The organism is Candidatus Zixiibacteriota bacterium (genome assembly GCA_040752595.1).
Taxonomy (GTDB): domain Bacteria; phylum Zixibacteria; class MSB-5A5; order WJJR01; family WJJR01; genus JACQFV01.
In genome coordinates, this window is record JBFMGX010000004.1 from 481,129 (window position 1) to 505,227 (window position 24,099).

Below are 24,099 nucleotides of genomic sequence, written 5' to 3' on the forward strand. Positions count from 1 at the left end.
GTACCGGATTTCTTTCCGGTCAATCGGGTTTGAGGCCTATCGTCCGCCTTTGGGCTTGCCTGCCTCGTCCTCGTCGGTCTCCTCCCCTTCGTCCTCTTCTTCGGGAGGATCCGCACCCAACGTTTCATGGAACAACTCATCGCCCCGGCTGGGACGCCGCGACGGTGTCGGCACGGAAATCGTGTAACCGACCTGCTGCGCCACGAATTCCTGCGCCCCCTCCACCAGTTTGGCGGCGGTCTTGGGGCCGATTCCCTCCACGGTCAGCAGGTCCTCGGGGGTCTTTGTCGCCAATGTCTCGATCGAGTCGATCCCGCTGGCTTCCAGGCGTCCCTTCGTGACCTCACCGATACCCGGCAGTTCCTCCAACGAGGTGACCGTGTCGAGGGCGCGGGAGCGCTGCGCCAGGTACTGCGATTCGGAGCGGATCGTGATCTTCCATCCGGTCAGTTTGGCCGCCAAGCGGGCGTTCTGCCCGTTGCGTCCGATTGCCAGCGACAGTTTCTCATCGTCGACGATCACCGTCATCTCCTTGGCATCGGGCGCCGTCTTGACCTGCACGACGCGGGCCGGGGCCAGAGCGCGGGCGACGAAGACCTCGGGATCGGAATCCCATTGCACGATGTCGATCCGTTCATTGGCCAATTCGCGGACGATCGATTGCACACGTACGCCCTTGACGCCGACGCAGGCGCCGACCGGATCGACGCGGTCATCGATGGAGATGACCGCCACCTTGGAGCGCTCGCCGGGCTCACGCGCCACGGCGCGAATCTCGACGATCTTTTCGAAGATCTCCGGGACCTCCAGCTCGAAGAGCCGGATCAAGAGCCCCGGGTGCGCACGCGACAACACGATTTGCGGCCCCTTCATGTTGGGCTGCACATCGGCGATATAGGCGCGAATCCGATCCCCCTGGCGGAAGCGTTCGCGGGGAATCTGCTCCTTATGGGGCACCACGGCCTCGGCGCCGGACAGATTGCAGATGATCGTCCCCTTGTCGATGTGCTGCACGATGCCGGTGACCACCTCGCCGACGCGGTCCTTGTACTCGGCGTAAACCTGCTCGCGCTCGCGCTCACGGATGCGCTGGACGAGAATCTGCTTGGTGGCGGCGATGGCATTGCGCCCGAACTCCTCGAAGGGGAGCTCGATTTCCATCTCGTCGCCGATCTCCGTTTCCTCGTCGATCTCCTGCGCGTCGACCAGGGAAATCTCGTGCTGGTTGTCCTGGACGAAGGCGACGACGGTCTTGATGGCGACCATGTAGATTTCGCCCTCGCGGCGGTCGATGTGGACGCGGATGTTGTCGGCGTCGCCAAACTTCTTCTTGGCCGCCATCATCAGCCCTTCCTTGATCGTCTCGAGCACGTACTCCTGATCAAGGTTCTTGGACTTGGTGATCTGGTGGACCACCTCCATGACATCAAAATCAATCGGCATTGTCGTCCTTCGTCCGTCCCGCCGCCGGTGCGGCGTTCTCGCCCGGTGTCAGATCACCAGCTTTCCCTCTACCACGTGGTCCCACGCGTAGTCCCTGCCGCCGACGGTCACGCCGGACTCATCAACAGCGTCGATCGTTCCAGTCGCCGTACGGCGTTTTCCCTCCGGATCGGTGTACCGCAGAGCCACTTCCTGTCCCGCCTTGCGACGGAAATCCGCCTCAGTGCGCAGGGGCCGATCCAGCCCCGGCGATGAGACTTCCAAGGTGTACCGCCCCGGCACGAAATCGGCAGCATCCAGATCGGCCGACAGCCGTCGCGACACGGCGGTGCAGTCGTCGATAGTCACGCCCCCGGCCTTGTCGACAAGGAGGCGTATCGTCTGGTGACGTCCGGGGTGGTACATCAGCTCAACCAACTCCACACCGTATCGGCCCAGCACCGGCAAGACGAGCGCTTCCAGACGCGCCACAAGAGAATGCTCCGCCTGACCGGTCAACACCATTCCCTCCGGTGGGACCCGCTCCCTTTCGTCCACCTCGCTGTCGTCCGGGATCCGCACCGCAAACCGCTTAGTATATATTCGCTTAACCCGTCGCGCAAGGGGAAAACTGGCGCTTTAGCCCCTCCTCCATTCCCATCTCAATGGGCCTTGTGCCCCTTGGCGACCTCCGCCACCATCCGTTCGGTGAGTGACGCGTACGGGACATCCTCGACCGCCTCACTGTCACGCCGTTTGATTTCCCACGCTCCACGCGACACGCCACGCTTGCCGACCGTGATCCGCCACGGAATGCCGATCAGGTCGGCATCGGCGAATTTCACACCGGCGCGTTCCTCCCGATCGTCGTACAGGACGGCCAATCCCGCCGTCACGAGGTCGCGATAGAGATCCTCCGCGGCCTTGACCAGCGCGGGATCATCGGAGTTGGCACAGATCAGATGGCAGTCAGCGGGGGCGATCGGCGCCGGCCAGATGATTCCCTTGTCGTCGTGATATCGCTCCACGGCGGCCTGCGCCGTCCGTGTGATCCCGATCCCGTATGAGCCCATGATCATCGGATGTTCATCGCCGGCATCGTCGGTGTAGAGCGCCGACAGGGCTGACGAGTACTTGGTCCCCAGCTTGAACGTGTTGCCGACTTCGATCCCGCGGCGCTCGATCAGGCGTCCCTGGTGGCAACGCGGGCAATGCTCGCCCGCTTCGGCGGCGCGGATGGTCGCCGTCCGGTCGATGCGGAAGTCGCTGCGGTTGACGTCGACGAGATGGCGGTCGGCCTGATTGGCGCCGACGATAAAGTTCACCATGTCGGTGATCTCATCATCGGCGATCACGAGAATGCCCGAGTCGAGCCCGACCGGCCCGGCGAACCCGACCGGACAGCCGGTCAGCCGTTCCACGGTGGGGCCGTCGAGCATTTCCACGATCGGGGTTCCGGTCGCCTTGGCCAACTTCGTCTCATTGATCTGACGGTCGCCGCGGATCAGCGCCGCCACATAGCGATCACCGGCGCGATACAACAGCGTCTTGACCAGCCGGTGGGGGCGCACCTTGAGAAAGGCGGTCACCTCTTCGATGGTCCGGGCATTGGGTGTGTCGACCACATGACGCGGCCGCGGCGGACCATTGTGATCGGCGTGGCGCAATAATGGCAGCGACTCGGCGCGTTCCCGATTGGCGGCATACCCGCACGCCGGGCACGACAGCACGATGACTTCGCCGCCTTCGGTGTCGACGATGACGACAAACTCGTGCGCCGACTTGCCGCCCATCGCGCCGGTGTCGGATTCGATCATCACGATGTCGAGTCCGCAACGCCGGAAGGCGGCGTGGTAGGCGTCGACCATCTTCTGATAGGAAACCCCCAGTCCCTCTTCGTCGACGTCGAACGAATAGGCGTCCTTCATGATGAACTCGCGCCCGCGCATCAGCCCGAAGCGGGGACGGATCTCATCGCGGAATTTGACTTGAATCTGATAGAGATTGAGCGGGAGTTTCTTGTAGGAGCGCAACTCACCGGCGACGAGGTTGGTCACCACTTCCTCGTGGGTGCCGCCCAGGACCATCGGCCGCTCGTGGCGGTCGGTCATGCGCATCAGCTCCGGGCCAACGTCGTCGTAGCGCCCGGTCTTCTGCCACAGCTCCGCGGGCGCGAGGACCGGCATCGTGATCTCGAAGGCCCCGGCGGCGTCCATCTCCTCGCGCACAATCTGTGAAATCCGGGCGAGGACCCGTTGCATCAACGGCAGGTAGATGTAGACACCGGCGGTCAGTTTGCGGATGTACCCCGCCCGCACCAGGAGTCGGTGACTGACCAACTCGGCCTCGGCGGGATCCTCCCGCAATGTCGGTATGAAGATCCGGCTCATGCGCATGATGCGTTCCCCATGTATCCCAATGTGCCGCGCCGCCCCGATGTACCGGCGCGCCGCAAGCTATCAGTATACCGCAACTCCATACACGGCAAAAGGGCAAACATGTTCCCCGGGAGAGCGCCGCGATCCGAGATCGCGGGCACGCATTGCGTTGGGGTGTTTGTGGGGATGAATGCCGCGCCGCCTCTACTTCGGCGGCGTCTTGCGGGTCGAGTCGGTGCGAGGCTTGCGCTTGGTGGTGGCTGGTTTCTTGGCCGTCGACTTGGTGGTCGGCGGTTTCTCGATTCTATCGTCGACACCGTCGTTGTTGTCATCGATCAAATGGTCGTACTGCGGTTGGGTTTCCTTCTTTTGGGCCTCGCGCACCGTCCGTTTGAGCCGCTCAAGCAGGGTGTTTTTGGAGGAGCGCTCGCGAGAAGCTTCCTCCGTGGGCTTCGCCATCCCCTCCGGTGTCGAGGCACTCCCTGCCTGTCTCCCAGTGTCCTGCGGGCCCGGAACGACCCCGCCCTGTGGGATGGTCCCACTCGAGTCGGCGACCGGTTTGGAGGCGGCCTTGGCTCTGACCTCGATGCCGTACGCCGACAGCGGGGTGAAGGTCGCCAGCAGCATCACAGAGACTATTGTGGAAGTTCTCTTCATGATCCGTCGCCCGCAATGGGCGGCCTGTCTGCCGTCTACTGCAATACGGTGCCTGGCCGGATGTCGACAGCCGGACCCTTCAGTCGATCTGTTGGGTGCCACACCAACGCTGCGGCCAGGAGCGCCATCATCAATCCAGTGACCAGCAATGAATCCTCGGGTCCGAATGCTGATCCCGTCAGCAAATTGGGCCGCTCCGCTTGCAGGTCAAGCAGGAAGTTCGGGTGTCGCGCACCGCTCACGGGGAAGTCAAAGATGTACAACAACGCATTCCAGCCGAAATGAAGACCGATCGTCGGCCATAGACTCTTCGCCTTCAGGCAGACGAGCGCCAAGAACCCTCCCATGAGGGAGATGTTCAGAATTCCCAGCACGGACACGTGGGCCCTCGTCAGGTGGGCGAGCCCGAACAGCAATGCGGTCCCCACCACAGCAACCGGCGCATTCCCATACATGTCCAGGGTCCGGAGAACATAGCCACGAAAGATGATTTCTTCCTGCACGACCAGGCACAGACCGCCGATCAACATCAAGAGCAGGTACAGCACTCCTCGTGTCAGCGATGCGGAGGTCCCCGTCAGCGTGACGGCACCGGCGCCGATCGCGATGGCGACGATCAGGCCGACGGCGACGGTGGACACCAGGGTCCCCGCGCCGAAGAGCCTCAAGGCACGCCGGCGATGGAGTCCCACATGGGACCAGCCCCGCTTCTCGACGTACCGAAGGAACCCGAAGCAGACCAGCAGTACGACGGCGAGACTTCCGATGCTGGAGGCAAGGAACCAGGGCTCATTCAACCCACGTCCATCATACCGGGACCAGTACCGCGCGGACACGGTACCGAGGCCGGTGAACACGACCAACTGCAGCAAGGCATATGTCGCGATGACAAAGGCAAGGACCTTGCCGACGCCGACTGCCAATTTCAACTTGAAAATGTGGCCCGTCATCGCGTTCTCTCCCTTGGCGCATGGTACGCTGAACCGTTACTGGCTCTTGTTGTTCAGTCACGTTCCCGTCGTTTCGGTTTTTCGCCTTTGTCGGTGGAGCGTGTCTCCGGGCGGGATTTCGTCTTGGTGATGTTCCCCGGTTTCGCGTCGCCTTTGGCGTGTGCGTTCTTCACTGCCGCGCCGCGTGATGTGGCATGCCGATCCCGATCCGCCGCCCCGGCTGAGGCGGCCAGATCGCGCGCGGCGCCCTTGACCGCTTGGGTTACAGATCCCCACCACCCTTGCCGCTTCTCCTTGAATGCTCCCTTGGCGGAGGGCGGTGGGTCATTCCTCTTGACCTCGGCGTCGCGATTTCTCTCCTGGCGAACATCTCCGGTTCGAATCATCAGGTCGCGTCCCGGTGGCACGCTCGATCGGCGTTCGGCTTTCTCACGCCCGACATGGACCGGCTCCCTGGTAATTTGGCGCTGGTCGCGTCGCTCTCGTGTCACTGTTCCAGTTTGGAGTCCATGGCTGCGATCCCGCTCAATGATGACCGAGGGAGGTGTCCCGCGCCGGGCGACCTTGGTGTGATTGCCGCGGGCGCGCTCATACCCGCCATCTGACCCGATGGGCCCACGGTACTCACGCTTGGGGCGGAACTCGATGCGATGCCGACGCACCAGCCGTGAACCGGAATAGCAGGTGATCACGTGCCGGCCATAGTGGTGGCGGGGGATCCACAACGGCGCGATGCCGATGTAGATGCCGTCGATGTAGATCCGTCCGCCAATAGGCCAGCCGATGTAGATCTGGCCGTAGAACACATCCGGCCACGGGTCCCAGACGACCGAGACGTGATGGATACGGCGCGGCCGGACCTCGAAGGTGGCCAGGTCGGCGGCACACCAATCCCAATAGCGCCCGGCGATCTTGTGATTGACGATGTCCATGTACCCCAGTCGGTCGTCACCGCAGCGGAAGTCGCGCAATTCGGGGTCGGCGCAAACACCGTCGCCGCCGTTGACGGAACGCAGATAGACCGGCCAATCGGGGAGCGGGATCGGAAACTCGGAGGCAATCGCCTGCACGTACTCGGTCCCCGCCGGACCATCGACGCGCCAATCGTAACCGTCCTGGGGACGCGGGAAGCGGATCGATTCCCCGGCGGTGATGAAGTTGTCGTCCCACGGATCGGCGGGAAACAACATCTGAAGCCGACCGCGCGTGTCGATGTCATAGAGGATCAGGAAGCAATCGCGCGTGGCCTCGACATAGAACGCAATCGGGTCGCCCTCGCGGTAGGTTGCTCCCTCGCCGCGATCGGGCCAGATCCAGACTTGCAGGTCCTCGTTCGGAACCGGGACGATCTGGATCTTCTCCGCCGGTCCCTTCTGAGCCGTTGCCGTCCCCACCATGAGCATCAGTGTGCCCACACCGGCGGCCATTCGGATGATCGGCTGTGCCTTCATGACCCACTCTCCTATCGTGTAGCCGTACACTCCCGCGCGACGACCGTCGAATCCGACACCACCGTGACGCTGGAATCGGGCGCGGACTTGTAGTCCACAATCACCACCGTGGTGTGACAGTCCTCACAGTCGTAGTCGTCGTACCGGCTGCGGTGCGCCGCATCCGACGTGATGATCAAAGCGCATCCGGCGCTTCCCATGGCGAGCGCGATCACCGTCGCCAGCGCCAGTCTCCTGATCGTTGTGTCCTTCATCGCTTGCCCCTCCTTCTGACCTCGAATCCCATTCTCTCCAGGCACATCGTCATGCGACCGCTTCACCGTCCGGCGTCCACCGCCGTGGAGTCCGAGTGCCGGACCGCCCGCTTCAGTTCGGGATTGCCGGGGTCGATCTGGTATGCCCAGTCGATCCGCATCCAGGTCGTGCCGACGCTGGTCACGCGGAACTTTGCGTAGTTGGCCAACTCCGAGCCGGGACTACGGAAGACCTCGACCACATACGAGTGGCCGCGGATCACTTCGGCCCGGTGCAGCGCCGAGTAGCCGTCCTGGGGCGCCCAGTCGACGTCGTCCAGCGATTCGGTGAATCCAAAGTCCTGCAGGTAGGTGTCATCATGGATCGCTTCGATGTAGAGGATGTCCTGCTCAGAGTCATAGACGAGCGCGATGTCGCCACGATCATCGCCGGGCGAGACCGGCGACTCCGCTTCGAAGGAGAAGGCCGCGATGGAGGTCCGGTCAGCGTCAAGCAACACATTGGTCCCGGCCGGGCGCGGCGTGTCGAAGACGTCCTCGTAGGACAGTTCACTCTCGTTGCCGTCGAAGTCGAAGGCGCTGACGGCATAGTAGTAGGTCTGTCCATTCACGATCTTGTAGGTGTCGTCGTACTGCCAGTCGATCGGCGGGTCGCCCGGCTTACGTGGGTCGAGGTCGATGCGCTCGATTGCCGTGTACAGACCGTCCGGTGTGTTGGCGCGCCAAACGTGATAACCGGCCAGATCGTCCTCGGTGCCGCCATACCAGAAGATGGAGACCATCCCATCGCCGGTGACAGAATACACGCCGCGCGGCACCGATGGTGGCGTCCGGTCCTCGGGTGAGACATACACGGTCTTGGTCCTCTCGCATCCTGTCAGCAACCCCACGGCGAGCAACGCAGCCAGTAATACCACCTTGCTTTTCGTTCTCATGTCAACCTCCAATAGATTCCATCCGACGGCCGTGAAAGCAACGGCCGTGCCAGCGCCAGGCACATGCGCTATCCTATTGGGGTTCAGCGTGATGCGAGCTGTCGATATCGTTGTACTTTAGCGGGTCGGCGGTGCGGCTCGGTGCACTCGCTTCGGAAGATGCACCGTTTTCGGGCAGGCACATCCTAGGCATGCGGCGTATCGGGAAATCGAAGCGACCGCCCCGCTCAGTCGTTCAGGAAGCGCCTCTTCACGTTCGCTCCAAGCCATACTCCTTCATCTTCAACCGCAGCGTGTTGCGGTGGATCCCGAGCGACTCGGCGGTCTGGGCGATTGCCCATTGGTGGAATTCGAGGGCGCGGAGGATGTGACGCCGCTCGACCTCGGCCAGTGGCAGTGTTGGCGTCTCCGTGACTACGGAGGTATCAGACGATGGCGTTGACCGCTGGATGTGGAGCGGCAGGTCCTTCAGTTCGAGCACATCGCCCCGCGCCAAGACACAGGCGCGTTCGACGGCATTGAGCAACTCGCGCGCATTGCCCGGCCAACGGTACGACAGGAGAGCATCCTTGGCTTCGGGTGTGATTCCCGTGATCGGATGTTTGCGGCCGACATTCTGCCGGTCGATGAATGATTTTACGAGAGGCAGGATGTCTTCCATCCGGTCGCGCAACGGCGGGATGGCGATCTGGATGACGTTGAGGCGGTAATACAGGTCGTCGCGGAAGCGCCCACCCTGCACCATCTCTTCCAGGTTCTGGTGCGTCGCGGCAACAATGCGGCAATCCGAGGAAATCGTCTCCGTGCCTCCCAGGCGCTCGAAGGTCTTCTGTTCGAGGACGCGCAAGAGCTTGGCCTGGATCGAGGCGGGGACATCGCCGATTTCATCGAGAAAGAGCGTTCCGCTGGAGGCCAGCTCGAAGCGTCCGAGACGCCGCGCCACCGCGCCGGTGTAAGCGCCGCGCTCCGCGCCGAACAACTCCGCTTCCAAGAGCGTCTCCGGCAGCGCGGCACAATTCACAGCGATGAAGTTCCTCTGCGCCCGGTGCGACGCCCGATGCAGCGCCCGCGCCACCAACTCCTTCCCGGTGCCTGATTCGCCGCGGATCAGCACGGTGGCATCGGAGTCGGCGACACGCGCCACGGTCGAAAAAACCTCACGCAACGCGGTCGATACCATCACCGGGCTTTCGGCGGTGTACGGCTCGTCGAGCTTCTCGCGCAGATAGCGGTTCTCGGCCAACAGCCAATGCCGCTCGCCTGCCTCTTCAATGACTTTGAATAACTCCGGCAAATCGACCGGCTTCTTGAGAAAGTGGAAGGCCCCCTTCTTCATCGCTTCCATGCCGCTGTCGAAGTCGGCATGGGCGGAAATCATGATTGCCTGCAGGTCGGGATTGGTGGTCTTCAATTCGCCGAGCAATTCGAGACCGGAGCGCCCCGGCATACGGATGTCGAGCAACGCGATCTCATAGAACGTCCGCTCGGCGGCGGCGATCGCCTCATCGGCCGAACCGGCCTCAGTAATCGCATACCCCTTCTTGCGCAAAGCCCCGCCGACCAGTTCGCGCTGGGCTTTTTCATCATCGACGACCAGGACACGCAGCTTGGGCATATCTTCTTCCTCACTTCCTCCGGCGGCAAAGTACGAAACGGCGGGGATGGGTCAACCGGGTTCCTGCGCCGCATGACCACATGTCGCTTTACGACTCGGAATCGCCGTTACCACGAGTCCCTGTCACCCTGAGCGAAGCGAAGGGTCTGCTTTCCCCTTCTTGGAGAGAACAGCAGATGCTTCGCTTCGCTCAGCATGACAATCCCCCGTTTCTGTCTTTGATCCAGGGAGAATCCCTCACCCGATCCGCCTGCGGCGGATCGACCTCTCCCGGAGGGAGAGGTTAACTTTCCCCCTCTCCCTCCGGGAGAGGGCCGGGGTGAGGGGCGGAGCGTTCAATGGTCCTAATGGACGCGGGAATACAACAATGCCTGAACGGTAGTGGATTCAGGACTGCATCTTGCGCCTGGCTGCTGGCAGCGCCGTGGCGGGAGCGGAGGTGGCAATGAACAGGATCCGTCGTCTTTCTCTGGGCACAGTCGCCATTCTCTGCCTCGGCTGCGCCGAGGAATGCCCCTTGGAGCCGCCGCCGGTGACCAAGCTGCCGGCGATGAGCGTGATGGAGAATCCTATCGCGGCCATTTCCGATGGATTCAGGTGGAAGGATACAATCATCTTCGGGCCGGTTGAGTATGTAATCGACATCCCGAGGTCGGTGCTGACCGACATCCGCCCTGACGATATGCAACTCGTCTATGAGGCTCCCGACGGATGTGGCAGTGACGCGTTCATCTGGAGACAGGACGTACACGGGTGGTTCACGGTCTCACGGCGAATGTATCCCGGGTATTGTCCTGACGTCATATCCAGGTATTCGTGGCTCCTGTCCGTGCTGGATCCCAGGCCGGTGCAGGCCTTCATTGACTCCCAGGGTGCGGTTCGGCTCAAGGGTGACCGTCTCGGGCGACCGGTCATCCGTGTCGTTCGGTACCACGACAACTACGAGTTCTTGACGATCAATCAGTCCGCGCCATCAGCAACGATTGCATCCGATGGAAGAACGATCTGGGTGTGCTTCCGCCCTTGGAACGGCGTTGACCGGGTTCGAGGCGATTCCGTCTTGGTCACTGATTTGGCAGGTGTGCGTCTGCGGTGCTTCCTGCTGGCCGACAGGCACCTTGACGCGATGGCCTGGAGTGACCGTGACCTTTGGGTCGTTGACGGAAGTCAACCGATGGTATTCTCGAGGATGGACAGCGAGGGCAACCTAACGCCGGCGTTCACTCTGCCCCGGCATCACGACGCCCTTATGACAGCCATGACCTGGGCCGACGGTCACCTCTGGATCGTCCAGGCACCCGCGCCGCGGCTATTGGGGATCAACCTGCAGCAATCGCAGGATTCGGGGTATGCCGTACTTGACCGGGAAATCTCTCTGCCGCCGCGTCTGGGCTACTCCAGCGGTATTGCCTCAGATGGAGAGCATCTGTACATCGCCGCGTATGACCTGTACAAGCTGCGCCTGACGGGGGAAATCATCGACTCTCTGCCGCTTCCGGTGCGTGTCGGCGGTCTCGCTTGGGACGGCGACTCCATGTGGATGCTGCACATGGGCCCCAGGGAAGCGATAACGTACGCGCTGCTCCTATCGCGCTTCACGCTACCGTGACCATACCCGCCTCCGGTCGGAGTATTCTTGACAAAGTCGGTCCGGTTATCATTCTTGCCGCCATGGCGCCGGGGTGCGCAGGGAGGCCGTGGTGATAAGATCATTTATGCTGCTTGCGGCATTGCTGGTCAGTGCGAATGCCTTCGCTGCAGTCAAGACGCAAGTGGTCGAGTACAAAGAAGGCGAGACCGTCCTCGACGGGTATCTCGCCTATGACGATTCGGTGGCCGGGAAACGGCCCGGTATCCTCGTTGTGCATGAGTGGACCGGGCTGGGGCCATATGTGAAGATGCGCTGTGAGAAGCTGGCACAGTTGGGGTATGTCGCTTTCGGCGCGGACATCTACGGCAAGGGCGTCCGTCCGCAGACCACCGAGGAAGCGGCGGCGCAGGCGGGCAAGTATCGCAGCGATCGTCCGCTCTTGCGTGCACGTGCCCGTGCCGGGCTGGAAGTCTTACGGCATCAACCACTGGTCGATTCGCTCCGTGTGGCCGCCATTGGGTACTGCTTTGGCGGTGGAACGGTTCTTGAACTGGCCCGTTCCGGGGCGCCGCTGGCGGGTGTGGTCAGTTTCCATGGGAATCTCGACACACCGGATTCCACGCTGGCCCGCAACATCAAGGGGAAGGTCCTGGTCCTCCACGGCGGCGATGATCCCCATGTCACAGCGGAGCAGGTGGCGGCCTTCGAACGTGAGATGCGCGCCGCCGGTGTCGACTGGCAGGTTGTCATCTACGGCGGTGCGGTGCACAGCTTCACCAATCCCGACGCCGGAGATGACAAATCCCGCGGCGCGGCGTATAATGCGACCGCCGACCGCCGTTCCTGGGAGGCGATGCGGGGTTTCTTTGATGAGATTCTCAAGTGAAGGTGCCGTGGTTGGCGTGGCTTCTCCCTCACCCGCCTGGACCGTTGGTCCAGGCGACCTCTCCCGGAGGGAGAGGTTGCCGTTACCCTCTCCCTCCGGGAGAGGACGCCCGCCTTTGGCGGGCGGGTGAGGGCTGTCGACGCATTCCGGTCGGCGATCTCATGACGTTTGGCAATAGCCGTGCAGCAGGAAAGGAGCAGCAGTGAACAGACAGCCAAGATCGATTATCGTGGCGGCACTCGTCTTGGTCGCCATCGCCCTGTTCGCCGGGATGGCCCAGGCGGCGGATGAGAAGACGCCATGGTATCAATCGTTCAACGGCCATGAAATGTGGCTGGAGAACATCGATTCGGCGTTCGCAATGTCGAAGGCGGCCAACAAGCCGCTGTTGATCGACTTCTTCCAGCCGGGGTGAGGATCATGTCGGACTCTGGCAGAGTCCACTTGGGCCGATCCGAGGTTTCAAGCGTGGGCGAAGGCGAAGTACATTCTCGCCAAGGGAAACGTGAAGAACGCTCCCGAGCTGCGCAAGCGCTTCAGCATCGTCGGCACCCCGACCGTGCTGGTCTGCAAGCCGGGGGGCGAGGAGATCGACCGGACGATGGGATTCCGGCGCACCGGCGAGTTCATCCCGACGATCGAGAATTACGAAAAGGGAATCGGCACGCTGGCGGCGCTTCTGGCCGAGGAGAAGAGCAAGTCCGGCGATCCGCAGTTCCTGTATCGTCTGGCCGGCAGTCTCCAAGCGCACTTCCGTTTGGATGAAGCCGATGCGCGTTTTGCGGCAATCGTCGCGTCCGATCCCGAGAATAAGTCCGGCCGGGCCGACAGCGCTGTACTCGACATCGCCTGGGACCTACGCAAACGCGAGGATTGGACAGGCGCCGCGGCGAAATGCCGTGAGCTGGTCCAGCGCTGGCCGACCAGCGATCTGGCCGACGATGCCTCGGTGAGCGCGGGATGGTATGCCGGCCAGGGTGGCATGAAGGACGACGCGATTGCCGCCTACCGTGAATATTTGGAGAAATGGCCGAAAGGCGAGGACAGCACCTTTGCGCGCGAGCAGATTGTTGAGTTGCAGAAACCGCCGGAGGCGGACAGCGAGCAGTAGCGTCTCGTTCGGCTGGTGCCTATAGAGATGCTTCGCGCCCTGCCCCGTCCACTGGACGGGGCAGCGGCTCAGCATGACAGTTCGTACGCTTTACAAATCGATCCGCATGACGTAGCTCACACCGGCGGCGCCGGCTGACCGTACTGGCTCCACTCCTCCAGCGCCGGGCCGTAGACACCGGGGACCCGCAGTCCCGCCTGACGCATCAACACGGTCAACTGGCCGCGATGATGTGCCTGGTGCATCAGGAGCGCAGTCAGCGTCACACCGCGCTTCCAGGTCTCGCCGTACATGTTGTCCTCGACTTCGAGTGCGGCATCCTGCCACTTCGCCCTGACCTCATCTCCGAGCGCCTTGGCCACGGCCGCATAGCTCTTCTTGATCGTGGCGGCGTCGGCGGGCGTTAGCGAATGTGGATCAGCACCTCCCACTGATAATCCCGTGTGGCCCATCATCTCCGGGATTGTCGTCACCAGGTGCCAGGCCATCCGTCCGATCGTCCGGTGATCCTTCGCCACGGCCTGCGACAACGATTGATCGGTCAGCGCGTCGAGGATCTTCTGGGTGCCTTTTGCCTCGTAGTCCCAGCTTTGCATGAAATCATCGATCTTGCGATACATGGTTTGAGTCCTCCTCTGACACCAATCACCGAAATGGAGCGAGGCCGGGTCAATCACTTTGGTGGCGCAGGCATTCCTGCCTGTGCGGGCAGACAGGAATGGCTGCCCTTCCGATTTGTCCCACGAGCCGTACGTGCCGATGTGCCGGTCAGCCCTTGGGCTGACGTTCGCCCCGAAGCGGCGATCCGAGCCAAATCTCGTTCAAACGAAGCGGACCCTTCGGGTCCGGGGTCAGCCCGAGGGCTGACCCGCACAACAACAGTGGTGCTCAGACAGGTCTCTTGCTATAGTCCCGATATGACGAATGAGCCTGGCCATCCCCGATCTATCCTCGTGCCCACGGAGACTTGGGCTTTCAATGAGCCGCTGTTGCACTTGGAGGGAAAGCCAGCCGATCTCGGGGCAATCGCGGAGGCTCTCGTCTACTACGAACGAGCGAAACTCGTTATCACGACACCCAATCAACTAGTAGCCTTAATCCAATGGGCGCTGGTTGCCGGAGAGCTGGACTCTCTGATGAACCTCCTCTGTGATGGGGCTCTCAGCTTCGTCTATTTTGACTTCGCGACTACTGCTGTGTACGATCCACGCACTGATACTCATACGCTTGTGAACATCCGGGATGAGGAAGCTGTAACGCACCCCCTCCGTGCATTTGAACGAAAAGTGGCGCACCGCGCGACCGATCAGGCGATTTCCAACTCGAGGCGAAGGAAGAGGTTTCTTCGAGCACTAAGGGACTCGGTCCTTGAAATCAAGGCTGATCAGTACGGCAGGGCAATCGATGATGCGACAAAGGACTCTGTCCGCTCCGAGGTGGTGATCGCAGCCCTGCAACCAGTGGTTGATGAGATATGGCCGGCCTACTTCCAGGCGGAGCCAGTCCCGGTCTCTGCAGCCATCGCGCCACAGTCTGAGCAGCCGACGAAGATCACCATCAATGTGAACTTCGAAGCAATCAATTCCGCGGTGAGGACCGCGGGGTTCTTGCACGACGGCTCTGTCTTGATCGCCATCGCCCAGGCCAACAGGAACCTCTGGACAGCCGCTCGGGAAGGAACCGACCTTTATTCGCGCGGGGTTACTGGCTCAATCGTCTCCTCGAAGATTGTTGGCGCGGTGCGACACAACTCCAAGTTGAACCAGACTCTAAGCCTGTTGCAGGCAGAAGTCGAGTATCCAGACATCGCCGTGCTGGTCAATCAAGGGAATATCTCCTTTCGAACTGTGTTGCGGCTGCGCGACGCTTCTTCGCAGTTTCGACCTTGGGTGCACAGCGTGTCTGAAACAAACAGGGATAAACTGTCGGCATACCATAATGACGTCGTTCATATCACTGGGTTCAAGCCAGTCGGGCGAAAGGCTGTGCGTTTTCTTGGGCGATTGGCATCAGCTGCTGCTGGGACCGGAGTTGGTCTTGTCGTAGGCGCGGATCGACCGGTCACGGCAGGACTGCTAGGAACGGCGGTGACGGTTGTTGGAGATCACATTGTTTCCACACTCACAGACTATCTGAGCAAGCTTGGAGAATCTGTCGAGGAAGGTTGGCGGCCAGTACTTTTCGGGGATTGGGCGAAATCGGTGGTCGCACGGCAACGAGATTCAAACCAGAGGATCACATAGAGGAGCATCATGGCCGAGAACCGCATCGTACTTTCGGGAATGCAACCGACCGGGCGTTTGCATCTGGGCAACTACGAGGGCGCGCTGAAGAACTGGGTGGCGTTGCAGCGCGACTATGAGATGTACTGTTGCATCGTCGACTGGCACGCGCTGACATCGGATTTCGCTGACACAGCGGAGCTGCCGGAACGGGTCAGGCAGATGGCGATCGACTACCTGGCGGCGGGGCTCGATCCCGGCAAGAGCGCGGTCTTTGTGCAATCGCATGTCAAAGAGCATGCCGAGCTGCATCTGCTCTTTTCGATGATCATCCCCATCCCCTGGCTGGAGCGAGTGCCGAGTTACAAGGACAAAGCCGAAGAACTGGGATTGGATTCGTACGGCTTCCTGGGGTATCCGCTACTGCAGGCGGCGGACATCCTGGTCTACAAGGCGGGGTGGGTCCCGGTCGGGCAGGACCAGTTGCCGCACATCGAGCTGACCCGCGAGGTGGCGCGGCGGTTCAATACGCTCTATGGCGAGGTCTTCCCCGAGCCGCAGGCGAAGTTGACCACATTCGCGGCGGTGCCGGGGATCGACGGGCGCAAGATGAGCAAGTCATACGAGAATGAAATCTCGCTGTCGCACTCGGCCGATGAGACCCGCGCGCGTCTGAAGAAGATGTTCACCGATCCGCAGAAACTGCGAAAGGGTGATGCCGGTCGTCCCGAGATCTGCCCGGTCTATGCGCTGCACAAGATCTACACGCCGGATCATGAGAGCGCCATCGCTCCCCCCTGCCGTACCGGGGAGTTGGGTTGTGTCGACTGCAAGATGCGATTGGCCGACCACCTCAACACCACGCTGGCCCCGATACGCGAGCGCCGCGCCGCATTGGAGCGCGACACCGCCGCGCTCGACCGGGCCCTGGCCTCCGGCGCCGACCGCGCCCGCGCCAAGGCCTCGGCGACCATGGCCGACGTGCGGAAGGCGATGCATCTCGTGTAGGGGCGAGGCGGCGCCTCGCCCTCGGGCGACCCGGCGGGTCGCCCCTACGGAACATGGTCCTGACGAAGGGTGTGTGCTTTGCACGCACCGTCAGCGGGCCGAAAGCCCGGTGTCCGCCACAGAATTCGGTGCGTGCAACGCACGCACCCTGCCATTCTAATCCAAGAACAGATACTGCTTCCAGCGGTGGTCGCCGAGGCCGATGAAGCGTTGGATGAAGGTGATGTGGTTGGGGCGATGGGGCGTACGGCGTAAGGGCATCTCCGCCTCTTCCGGCGTGCGGTGGCCCTTCTTGTTATTGCAGCGGATGCAGGCGCAGACGAGGTTCTCCCACGAGTCGGTGCCGCCCCGGTTCTTGGGAGTGACGTGATCGACGGTCATGGCGGTCCGGGACTGGCCGCAGTACTGGCAACGGTGGCCGTCGCGCTTGATGATGTTGCGCCGGGTCAGGAGGATCCGCTTGCGGGGGCGCTGCACAAACAGCCCCAGCCGCACGACCGAGGACAGCGGGAAAACCAGTTGGGGCGTGTGCACCATCCGACCATCGAGCCGCTCCACGACCTCCGCCTTGCCCAGAAAAACGAGGACAACCGCCCGTCGGGCCGTACAGACAGAGAGCGGCTCATAATTCTGGTTGAGGACCAGAACCGGGCGTGAGAGGCCGAATGGGACGGAGCCATTGGACACGGCAGCACCGGAGGTTTACCACCCCTCAAGCAAGTTATCAACCGCCCTGGGGGCGGTCAAGAACGACGAGAGTGGCGACAGGACCCGGATCTCTCCCGGGCCTTCCTGAAACCTCCGGCGGGAATGAATTCCGGGCCCGTTGGTATAAGTGTCGGAGGTCCTCCGACCGGAGCCGATCGGCCGCAGGCACAAATGTCGTTGACTTTATTTCGTAATTTGTGTGAACTAAGGTATGTGAACGTCGCCGGACCTGTGTCTGCACCGGGCCCGGCATAACCCGACAGCGCGGCGAACGAAGACCGGCTCCCACGAGCAGGGACGTGGGGGTGAAATCCGTAACAAGCAGTGGGAAGTGAGACGACCATGACATCGGTAGCAGAAAAGCCCAAACGGGCGGCCACAGCCCGAACCGGACCACGGATCGCCCCGCTGTCGGCCTCCGACCTCCTGGACGCGGCGCGGCTGATGAGCCGCACCGTCGACGACCAGCGGACCAAGGCGGGTCTGACGGCCCTGGAGTTGAAGTTCAAAACCCCTCCCCCATTGATGCGTCACATATACGAGCAGGACCCCGACCTGTCTTGGGGCGCCTATGAGGATGACAAGCTGGTCGGCTTCGCCACCTCGCACATGCGCGATCGGCAGTGGCACGTGGCCTATCTGTTCGTCGACCCAGCGTATCAGAACCGCGGTTTGGGGACCGCCTTGCTGCGCAACGGACTGGCCGAAGCGGAGAAGCGCGAGGCCTATATCACATCGCAGTGTACCTTCACCTACAACCCGAAGGCCATCGCCTTGTACTCCCGGCTGGGGATGTTCCCGCGCAAGAACCTGATGCTCCTGGAGGGCCCGTCCTGCAAGGAGATGGAATGCCCGGAGCCGACCGAGACGGTGACGCCACGGATCATCGACTCCACCGCGTTGCTCGCCGATCTCAACCACATGGATCGTGAGATTCGCGGGATCAACCGTTCGGTCGACCACTGCTACTGGCTGGCCGACGACAACCACACCGGATATGTCTTCTCCGTCGGCGGCACACTGGTCGGTTACTCGTATATCTCCCACCAGGGATTCGTGGCGCCGGTGCTGGCGACTCGGGACACCTATCTACCCGATATCATCGCCCACTCCCTGAAACTGCTGGCCAAGGAATGCGATGATCGCCCGAAGCTCTGGCTCAACGGCAAGAACTTCGCCTCGCTGCAGATGCTGCTGACCCACGGTTTCCAGATCAAGGAGATTGCCCTCCTGATGACCAACCGCATGTTCTGCGACATGCGGCGCTACCTGCCGTCGTCGCTGGCGGTGTTCTGAGGTCTGGCCCCACTCAAGTCAGGAGCGCAGGGCTCCTGACCTACAGGTTGGTTGTCGCGAGGAAGAATGCGTGGCCGCGATCTGTGATCGCGGATTGGCGGGCGCCGCGCGCCCACACGACGAACCGCGATCACAGATCGCGGGCACACACGTCATCAACTGAGATGCAACTTCATAACCACACCGCCGCGGCGGCGATGAAGACCAGCGCCGGGAGGTAATTGGCGACCGGGATATCCTTCAATCCCAGCATCCGAATGCCCAATCCGAGGATCAACAGGCCGCCGACGGCGGACAGTTGATTGAGCGCCTCCGGCACCGTCAGGGCTGAGAACCATCCGCTCAACAACGTCAGCGATCCTTGAATGACCAACACCGTTCCGGCGGCGAAGAGCACGCCGATGCCGGTGGTTGCCGCCAACGCCAGCGCGGCGAAACCGTCCATCACGGACTTGGTGATCAGGAGCGTGGAATCGCCGGACAGACCATCCTGAATCGAGCCGACGACCGTCATCGGCCCGACACAGAACAACAGCGACGCGGTGACGAAGCCGCGCACGAACTGTCCGGAACCGACCCGGGCGATGCCCTGCAACCAGGTGCCGAAGCGCTCGAGACGGCGCTCGATGGCGATGATCTCACCGGTGATGCCGCCGAGAATAATGGCGCCGACGATCAACAGCGGACGTGTGCCCCGAATGACGAGCATCACACCGATCGAGAGTGTCACCAGCGCCAGGGCGGTGAAGACGGACTGCTTGATCTTCTCCGGGAGGCGATCACCGACCACCAAACCCAGCAACGATCCGGCGGTGACGGTCGCGGTATTGACCCAAGTGCCGAACATGGCGGTGTTCGCAAGAACTCAGTCACCGGTGACTGAGGATTCGGCGGGGAGTGCTTGTGCCGAATCGTGACGCGCCTTCAGCTTGGTCGCGAGCGCGCCGAAGCGGGCGGTCCATCCCGCCGACCCGGCCTCATTGCCGCGCGCCTTCTCCCACGACACGAGCCGTCCATAGGCATCGGCGGCGACCAGAACAAGGAATTTCTGCAGTTGCGTTCCGTCCGGTAGAGTATCCAAGATCTCCTCGGCCACACCAAGAATCGAATCGGTTACCGCGAAACCTCGTGCCGTATCGCCCATCTCCAGGGCCAGTCGGCCCGCATCCAGGGCGCTGGTCAGATCCCGGGCCCAGGCCGCTGATTGGGGCTCCAGTCGCATCTCGGCCGTGCCGGAGACAAGAGCTCCCTTCTCGGGCGGCTTCTGGTACTTCTCGGCGGTGCCGCACCCGGCGATCAGCATGGAGTTCGCAATCAGAATCAGCGCGGGAGGAAACCCGATCATCATGCAACGTACAGACCCCTGCCGGTCGGAGACGCTCATGCGACTGCTCCCGCCCCGGCAAGAATCGAGGCCGGGAGTTCACGCAGCCGGACCGTGAAATGCCGGAGGTGGCCGGATTGATACTCGATGGCCAGGCCCCGGGCCTCGTGTCGATGGGCAAAGATCTCGGTGAAGATCTCGGCGACATACTGCAAGTGCGAGGCGGTGTAGACGCGACGTGGGATTGCCAGGCGCACGAACTCATGGGGCGCAACATGCGGCCGTCCCGTCTCCGGGTCCGAACCGCCGAACATCAGGGAGCCGATTTCCACTGTGCGTACGCCGCCACGTCGGTAGAATTCGACCGACAGGGCCTGCCCGGGGAATGCCCCGGGTGGTATGTGCGGGTAGAGCGCGGCGGCATCGACGAAGACCGCGTGGCCGCCGACCGGACGGACAATGCGGGCGCCGGCCGCTGCCAACTGCTCTCCCAGCCATGCCACTTGGCCGGTACGGTAGGACAGATACTCGCGATCGGTCACTTCCTCCAGCCCGCAGGCCACGGCTTCGAGGTCGCGCCCTGCCAGGCCGCCGTAGGTGGGGAATCCCTCGCTGATGACCATCATCTCTTTCAGACGCGCAGCCAACTTCTCATCGCGAACCGCACAGAAACCGCCGATGTTCGCGAGGGCATCTTTTTTGGCCGACATCAGGCAGCCGTCGCCGATGTCGAACATGGCGCGGGCGATCTCACGAACCGGGTGACCGATCCAGTCCGGTTCACGTTGCGACACAAACCAGGCGTTTTCGGCGAACCGGGCTGCATCGAAGTAGAGCGACACATTGTGACGGCCGCAAATGTCCTTGGCGGCACGCGCATTCGCGATACTGACCGGTTGACCGCCGACGGTGTTGCTGGTGATGGTCAGGATGCAGCACCGAACCCGTCCGGGGTGAGCCTGTAGGAATCGTTCCAGCGCCTCCAAATCGATGTTCCCCTTGAAGGGATGCGGGTCATCCACGTTCCGGCAATGGGGATCGGAGAGATCGACCGGAATCCCGCCGCGATCGAGGACGTTGGCGCGCGTGGTGTCGAAATGGGCATTGGCGACCACATAGTCGCCGCGTTGCAGAATGGCGCCGAACAGCAGATGCTCAGAAGCGCGTCCCTGATGCATCGGCATCACATGGTCATACCCGGTCAGGTCGCGAACCGTCCGTTCCAGATGTTCGAAACTGCGCGCGCCGGCATACGATTCATCGCCGCACATCAGGCCGGCCCACTGGCGATCCGACATCGCGCCGGTTCCGGAATCGGTCAACAGATCGATGTACACATCGGCGGCACGGATATTGAACAGGTTGAAGCCCGCCTTCTGGAGACGTGCCTCCCTCTCGGATGGACCCAGCAGTCGAATTGCCTCAACCGACTTGATGCGGAACGGTTCAACGGGGTGCGATTGGATATCGTGCGTGTTGTCAAGTGTAGAGTTCACGTTGTCATCTCCCCATGGGCTATGGGATTCGTCACCGCGTCCAATATAACACGAAAGCCCGGGTTGGTGCTGTCAAGAACGAGGAGGGATATTACGGGCCACCACAGGGGTCAGCGACTTCACGTAGGGGAGACCCGTCGGGTCGTCCTAACAGCATCTAACATGATGGTGATGGGAGTAGTCGACCTCGCTGTCGTTCCAAGTCCCCGGAGATGGCCACTGCCCCCCACCCTACCCTCTCCCCAGCGGGTCGAGGGGAAAAACCTGCCCCCTCTCCCTTCGAGGGAGAGGGCTGGGGTGAGGGTGTTGACCGATTCCACTCATACTGCAGGACGCCCTGAGAACACGCCGGGTGGCATGCACAAGCCGACCGACCAACGGTCGACGGCTTGTGCGTGACCGCGTTTGCCACATGGTCGGGCACGCACCAACAAGTTTGTGCGTGGCATCCGGACCGGCATGTCGTTCCCTCAGAATCCCGGTTGACACCCGGCCGGGGCATGGCATATTGCCGTCAGACATTGGATGTCCCGCCTTCGGGGAGAAGGGCCGTGGATTGGCCTAAACGAATACCCTTGACCGCTGCTTTGGCAGCGACGGTGACGGTTGCTGGGTCGGAGGTATCGCCGCCGACAGACCACAGCGTGGTCGCCGACGGCAGTGCGCGGGTGAGCCCGTTCTTTCGCACCGCAGGGACACCGCCGCCGTTGGCGCCGGGACTGCATTTCGCCAACACGTTCTGGGACCTCCAGCACTACCATTCGTCGGGTTACCAAACGGCCCGTTGGGCCGGAGCAGAGCGCGTGCATTTCGCTTGGATGGAGATGGATCCATACATAGGGGAACCGGAAGGCCCGGACTGGTTTGTCGCCTACACTCGATACAACATGAACACGGCATCTTGGGAGTACCCATTCGGAGGCGTAATCCTATCACTCGGAGTACATGCTCGAGCCAAGAGCCCAAACTTGGCGGCTGACGATGATGATCTTGCCCATCTGGCATTCCACCAACGCGCAGAGGCAGGTGCTCCATACACGTCTTGGCATGTGTTCGTACCATTGCCCGGACTCACACTGCCCATCGATGACGAGCTGCCGACCACGCCCGAATTTGGCCAGGTCATTTGGCCCCAGATTGATGTGCAGTCAAGGACTGAACCGAGGTGGGACATCTACCACGTCGTTTCGGCAACGGCCGCGAACGATGAGTTGATGCCCACAGACTGGACTCCGCGTATCTATGTCTACTGGCGCTATGACGGCACCGTTTGGCAGGGACCGGTGGCGATTGATTCCGGCCATACGCTGGGATATGTCCTCGCCGCCGACCCGAACTCCGACAAGGTCGCCATTGCCCTGCATTCGGATCATCCCGAGGATGGTCTGAACGGTCTGCGCAACGTTGCCTACTACGAATCGCAGTCCGAGGGAGCGGGATGGATTAGCGGCGCGGAGCTCGGGTCCACGCACAAGAACCTGATCACGAACTACGATGACTCACTGGGACCGCAGGCATGGGTTCACATTTCGACGGCCTATGATCACGATGGTACCCTGCATGTGATCTGGGACGAGCAGCCGTGCAGAGGCGCGACAAGGCAGGTCGCTATCCGCCATTGGAATGACATGCGGTGGACCATCAGTCGAGTGGCTTTGGGATATTGGGACAATCCTGCCGCGGATGGCGGCTTCGATCTCAATCTCGCCAAGATGACGCTCGGCATCGGGGATGGTGCCACGCCCTGTCAAAGTGGCGCCGAAACCAATCGCGACTACCTTTACGTGGTCTATACCCGATTCGGTGGTCCCACGCCAGCAGAGCAAGAGGATCACTCGGTGCTGGGATACATGAATGGTGAGCTGTATCTGAACGTGTCGCGCGACGGCGGACAGTCATGGTCCCAGCCGCAGAACCTGACAAACACGAAGACGCCCAATTGCAACCCCGGCGCGACTCCTCCCGGCATGATTAACCCACCGCGCCCTGACTCGGTCTGCCGTTCTGAGCACTGGGCGACGATCGGCAAAGTCGCGCACGATATCGATATCTTCTTCATCAGCGACAATGACGCGGGTGCGATTCAGTTTGGCGAGGGGACTTGGCAGTTGAACCCAGTCATGTACATGCGTCTGCCGGGCGGCACGACCGATGCGCCGTATCTTTGCCCGCGCATCGAGCCGTGGCTGGCCTCGGCATTGGGTGACGGCGGCCCCTGCGGCTTCCATCCCGGGTGGACCGGCATCGACTCGACGACACTGACCATCGCCAACCTCGGCAACGGTGCGCTCGACGGATCGGTCTCGGTTGTCTACGTCGATCCGCCCGATCCGTCGTCGAACTGGCTCTCTGTTGCCGGGGCACAGTCGCTTCCGATCACGATCCCGGCAGGGGGCGACGATCTGGTGCTGCCGGTCGTAATGAATGCGGCCGGTTTGGCCACTGACAGCAACACCGCCGAGATCCGCATTGCCCACAATGACACGACGCAGTCGAATCCGTTCATCATCCCGGTTGTGTTCGCACCGGGACCATGCCGCTGCCACGCCGATCCGATCTGTGACGGCCAGACCAGCATCCTCGATGTCGTCGGGATCGTCAATCGGGCGTTTCGCGGTGGGCCGGTCGTGATTGATTCGGGGTGTCCGCACAACCCGCCGGCCATCGACGGACGCTCCGATGTCGATTGCAGCAGCCGGAGTGATATCGTCGACGTCGTCAAGATGATCGATGTCGCCTTCCGTGGCGCCAATCCCGCGTCGCGATTCTGCGATCCGTGTTTGTAGGGGGGGGGC

The 24,099-nt window shown here is 62.0% G+C and carries 22 protein-coding genes; 8 read left to right on the plus strand and 14 right to left on the minus strand.

All coding sequences use genetic code 11. The features are described from left to right. Nucleotides 1–36: 36 nt before the first annotated feature. The 9 genes from nusA to AB1792_02255 all read right to left on the minus strand — a co-directional run bounded on the left by nusA (nt 37) and on the right by AB1792_02255 (nt 9,662). Entirely contained in the window at nt 37–1,443 is a 1,407-nt protein-coding gene (gene nusA / locus AB1792_02215) for a transcription termination factor NusA (protein MEW5701032.1), read from the minus strand. Nucleotides 1,444–1,491: 48 nt separating this feature from the next. Beyond that, a complete protein-coding gene (gene rimP / locus AB1792_02220; GenBank protein MEW5701033.1) occupies nt 1,492–1,947 on the minus strand; it encodes a ribosome maturation factor RimP in 456 nt (151 codons plus the stop codon). A 137-nt stretch (nt 1,948–2,084) separates the two neighbouring features. Beyond that, entirely contained in the window at nt 2,085–3,818 is a 1,734-nt protein-coding gene (locus AB1792_02225) for a proline--tRNA ligase (GenBank protein MEW5701034.1), read from the minus strand. A 186-nt stretch (nt 3,819–4,004) separates the two neighbouring features. Then, nucleotides 4,005–4,457 carry a hypothetical protein gene (locus tag AB1792_02230; GenBank protein ID MEW5701035.1) on the minus strand — a complete coding sequence of 151 codons (453 nt, stop codon included), beginning with the start codon at nt 4,455–4,457 and terminating at the stop codon, nt 4,005–4,007. A gap of 35 nt (nt 4,458–4,492) precedes the next feature. Beyond that, the gene (locus tag AB1792_02235) at nt 4,493–5,407 is read right to left on the minus strand and encodes a CPBP family intramembrane glutamic endopeptidase (protein MEW5701036.1); all 915 of its coding nucleotides are present in this window, start codon (nt 5,405–5,407) and stop codon (nt 4,493–4,495) included. A 53-nt stretch (nt 5,408–5,460) separates the two neighbouring features. Beyond that, a complete protein-coding gene (locus AB1792_02240) occupies nt 5,461–6,858 on the minus strand; it encodes a DUF4384 domain-containing protein (GenBank protein ID MEW5701037.1) in 1,398 nt (465 codons plus the stop codon). An 11-nt stretch (nt 6,859–6,869) separates the two neighbouring features. Beyond that, entirely contained in the window at nt 6,870–7,112 is a 243-nt protein-coding gene (locus tag AB1792_02245) for a hypothetical protein (protein MEW5701038.1), read from the minus strand. Between the two features lie 62 nt (nt 7,113–7,174). Continuing rightward, on the minus strand, nt 7,175–8,047 hold the full coding sequence (locus AB1792_02250; protein MEW5701039.1) for a hypothetical protein: 873 nt from the start codon (nt 8,045–8,047) through the stop codon (nt 7,175–7,177). 250 nt (nt 8,048–8,297) lie between these two features. Continuing rightward, nucleotides 8,298–9,662, minus strand: coding sequence for a sigma-54 dependent transcriptional regulator (locus tag AB1792_02255; protein MEW5701040.1), 1,365 nt, complete (start codon nt 9,660–9,662; stop codon nt 8,298–8,300). Between the two features lie 445 nt (nt 9,663–10,107). Here AB1792_02255 and AB1792_02260 point away from each other — a divergent pair, with 445 nt between their 5' ends. The 4 genes from AB1792_02260 to AB1792_02275 all read left to right on the plus strand — a co-directional run bounded on the left by AB1792_02260 (nt 10,108) and on the right by AB1792_02275 (nt 13,250). Beyond that, the gene (locus AB1792_02260; protein ID MEW5701041.1) at nt 10,108–11,271 is read left to right on the plus strand and encodes a hypothetical protein; all 1,164 of its coding nucleotides are present in this window, start codon (nt 10,108–10,110) and stop codon (nt 11,269–11,271) included. A gap of 106 nt (nt 11,272–11,377) precedes the next feature. Beyond that, nucleotides 11,378–12,139, plus strand: a complete 762-nt coding sequence (locus tag AB1792_02265) for a dienelactone hydrolase family protein (protein MEW5701042.1) — start codon at nt 11,378–11,380, stop codon at nt 12,137–12,139. A gap of 202 nt (nt 12,140–12,341) precedes the next feature. After that, on the plus strand, nt 12,342–12,554 hold the full coding sequence (locus AB1792_02270) for a hypothetical protein (protein ID MEW5701043.1): 213 nt from the start codon (nt 12,342–12,344) through the stop codon (nt 12,552–12,554). A gap of 90 nt (nt 12,555–12,644) precedes the next feature. After that, the gene (locus AB1792_02275; GenBank protein MEW5701044.1) at nt 12,645–13,250 is read left to right on the plus strand and encodes a tetratricopeptide repeat protein; all 606 of its coding nucleotides are present in this window, start codon (nt 12,645–12,647) and stop codon (nt 13,248–13,250) included. Between the two features lie 116 nt (nt 13,251–13,366). Here AB1792_02275 and AB1792_02280 read toward each other — a convergent pair whose 3' ends face one another. After that, nucleotides 13,367–13,870: a DinB family protein gene (locus AB1792_02280; GenBank protein ID MEW5701045.1), complete on the minus strand. Its 504-nt coding sequence runs from the start codon at nt 13,868–13,870 to the stop codon at nt 13,367–13,369. Between the two features lie 333 nt (nt 13,871–14,203). On the opposite strand from AB1792_02280, the gene AB1792_02285 reads away from it, so the two are divergent. After that, nucleotides 14,204–15,493, plus strand: coding sequence for a hypothetical protein (locus AB1792_02285; GenBank protein MEW5701046.1), 1,290 nt, complete (start codon nt 14,204–14,206; stop codon nt 15,491–15,493). Nucleotides 15,494–15,502: 9 nt separating this feature from the next. Next, nucleotides 15,503–16,480 (plus strand): tryptophan--tRNA ligase, encoded by a 978-nt coding sequence (trpS, locus tag AB1792_02290; GenBank protein MEW5701047.1) that lies wholly within the window; start codon nt 15,503–15,505, stop codon nt 16,478–16,480. A 156-nt stretch (nt 16,481–16,636) separates the two neighbouring features. Here the strand turns inward: trpS and AB1792_02295 are convergent, their stop codons facing one another. Further along, nucleotides 16,637–17,167, minus strand: a complete 531-nt coding sequence (locus AB1792_02295; GenBank protein ID MEW5701048.1) for an HNH endonuclease — start codon at nt 17,165–17,167, stop codon at nt 16,637–16,639. Nucleotides 17,168–17,530: 363 nt separating this feature from the next. Between AB1792_02295 and AB1792_02300 the strand changes: the two genes are divergently transcribed. Further along, the gene (locus AB1792_02300; protein MEW5701049.1) at nt 17,531–18,484 is read left to right on the plus strand and encodes a GNAT family N-acetyltransferase; all 954 of its coding nucleotides are present in this window, start codon (nt 17,531–17,533) and stop codon (nt 18,482–18,484) included. A gap of 172 nt (nt 18,485–18,656) precedes the next feature. On the opposite strand, the gene AB1792_02305 is transcribed toward AB1792_02300, so the two are convergent. The 3 genes from AB1792_02305 to AB1792_02315 are packed head-to-tail and all read right to left on the minus strand — an operon-like array spanning nt 18,657 to nt 21,304. Beyond that, nucleotides 18,657–19,331 carry a DUF554 domain-containing protein gene (locus tag AB1792_02305; protein MEW5701050.1) on the minus strand — a complete coding sequence of 225 codons (675 nt, stop codon included), beginning with the start codon at nt 19,329–19,331 and terminating at the stop codon, nt 18,657–18,659. An 18-nt stretch (nt 19,332–19,349) separates the two neighbouring features. Further along, nucleotides 19,350–19,868, minus strand: a complete 519-nt coding sequence (locus AB1792_02310) for a hypothetical protein (protein MEW5701051.1) — start codon at nt 19,866–19,868, stop codon at nt 19,350–19,352. Continuing rightward, nucleotides 19,865–21,304, minus strand: coding sequence for a tryptophanase (locus AB1792_02315; protein ID MEW5701052.1), 1,440 nt, complete (start codon nt 21,302–21,304; stop codon nt 19,865–19,867). The genes AB1792_02310 and AB1792_02315 overlap by 4 nt, the downstream gene beginning before the upstream one ends. A gap of 551 nt (nt 21,305–21,855) precedes the next feature. Here AB1792_02315 and AB1792_02320 point away from each other — a divergent pair. Further along, a complete protein-coding gene (locus tag AB1792_02320) occupies nt 21,856–24,090 on the plus strand; it encodes a hypothetical protein (GenBank protein ID MEW5701053.1) in 2,235 nt (744 codons plus the stop codon). The last annotated feature ends 9 nt before the right edge of the window (nt 24,091–24,099 follow it).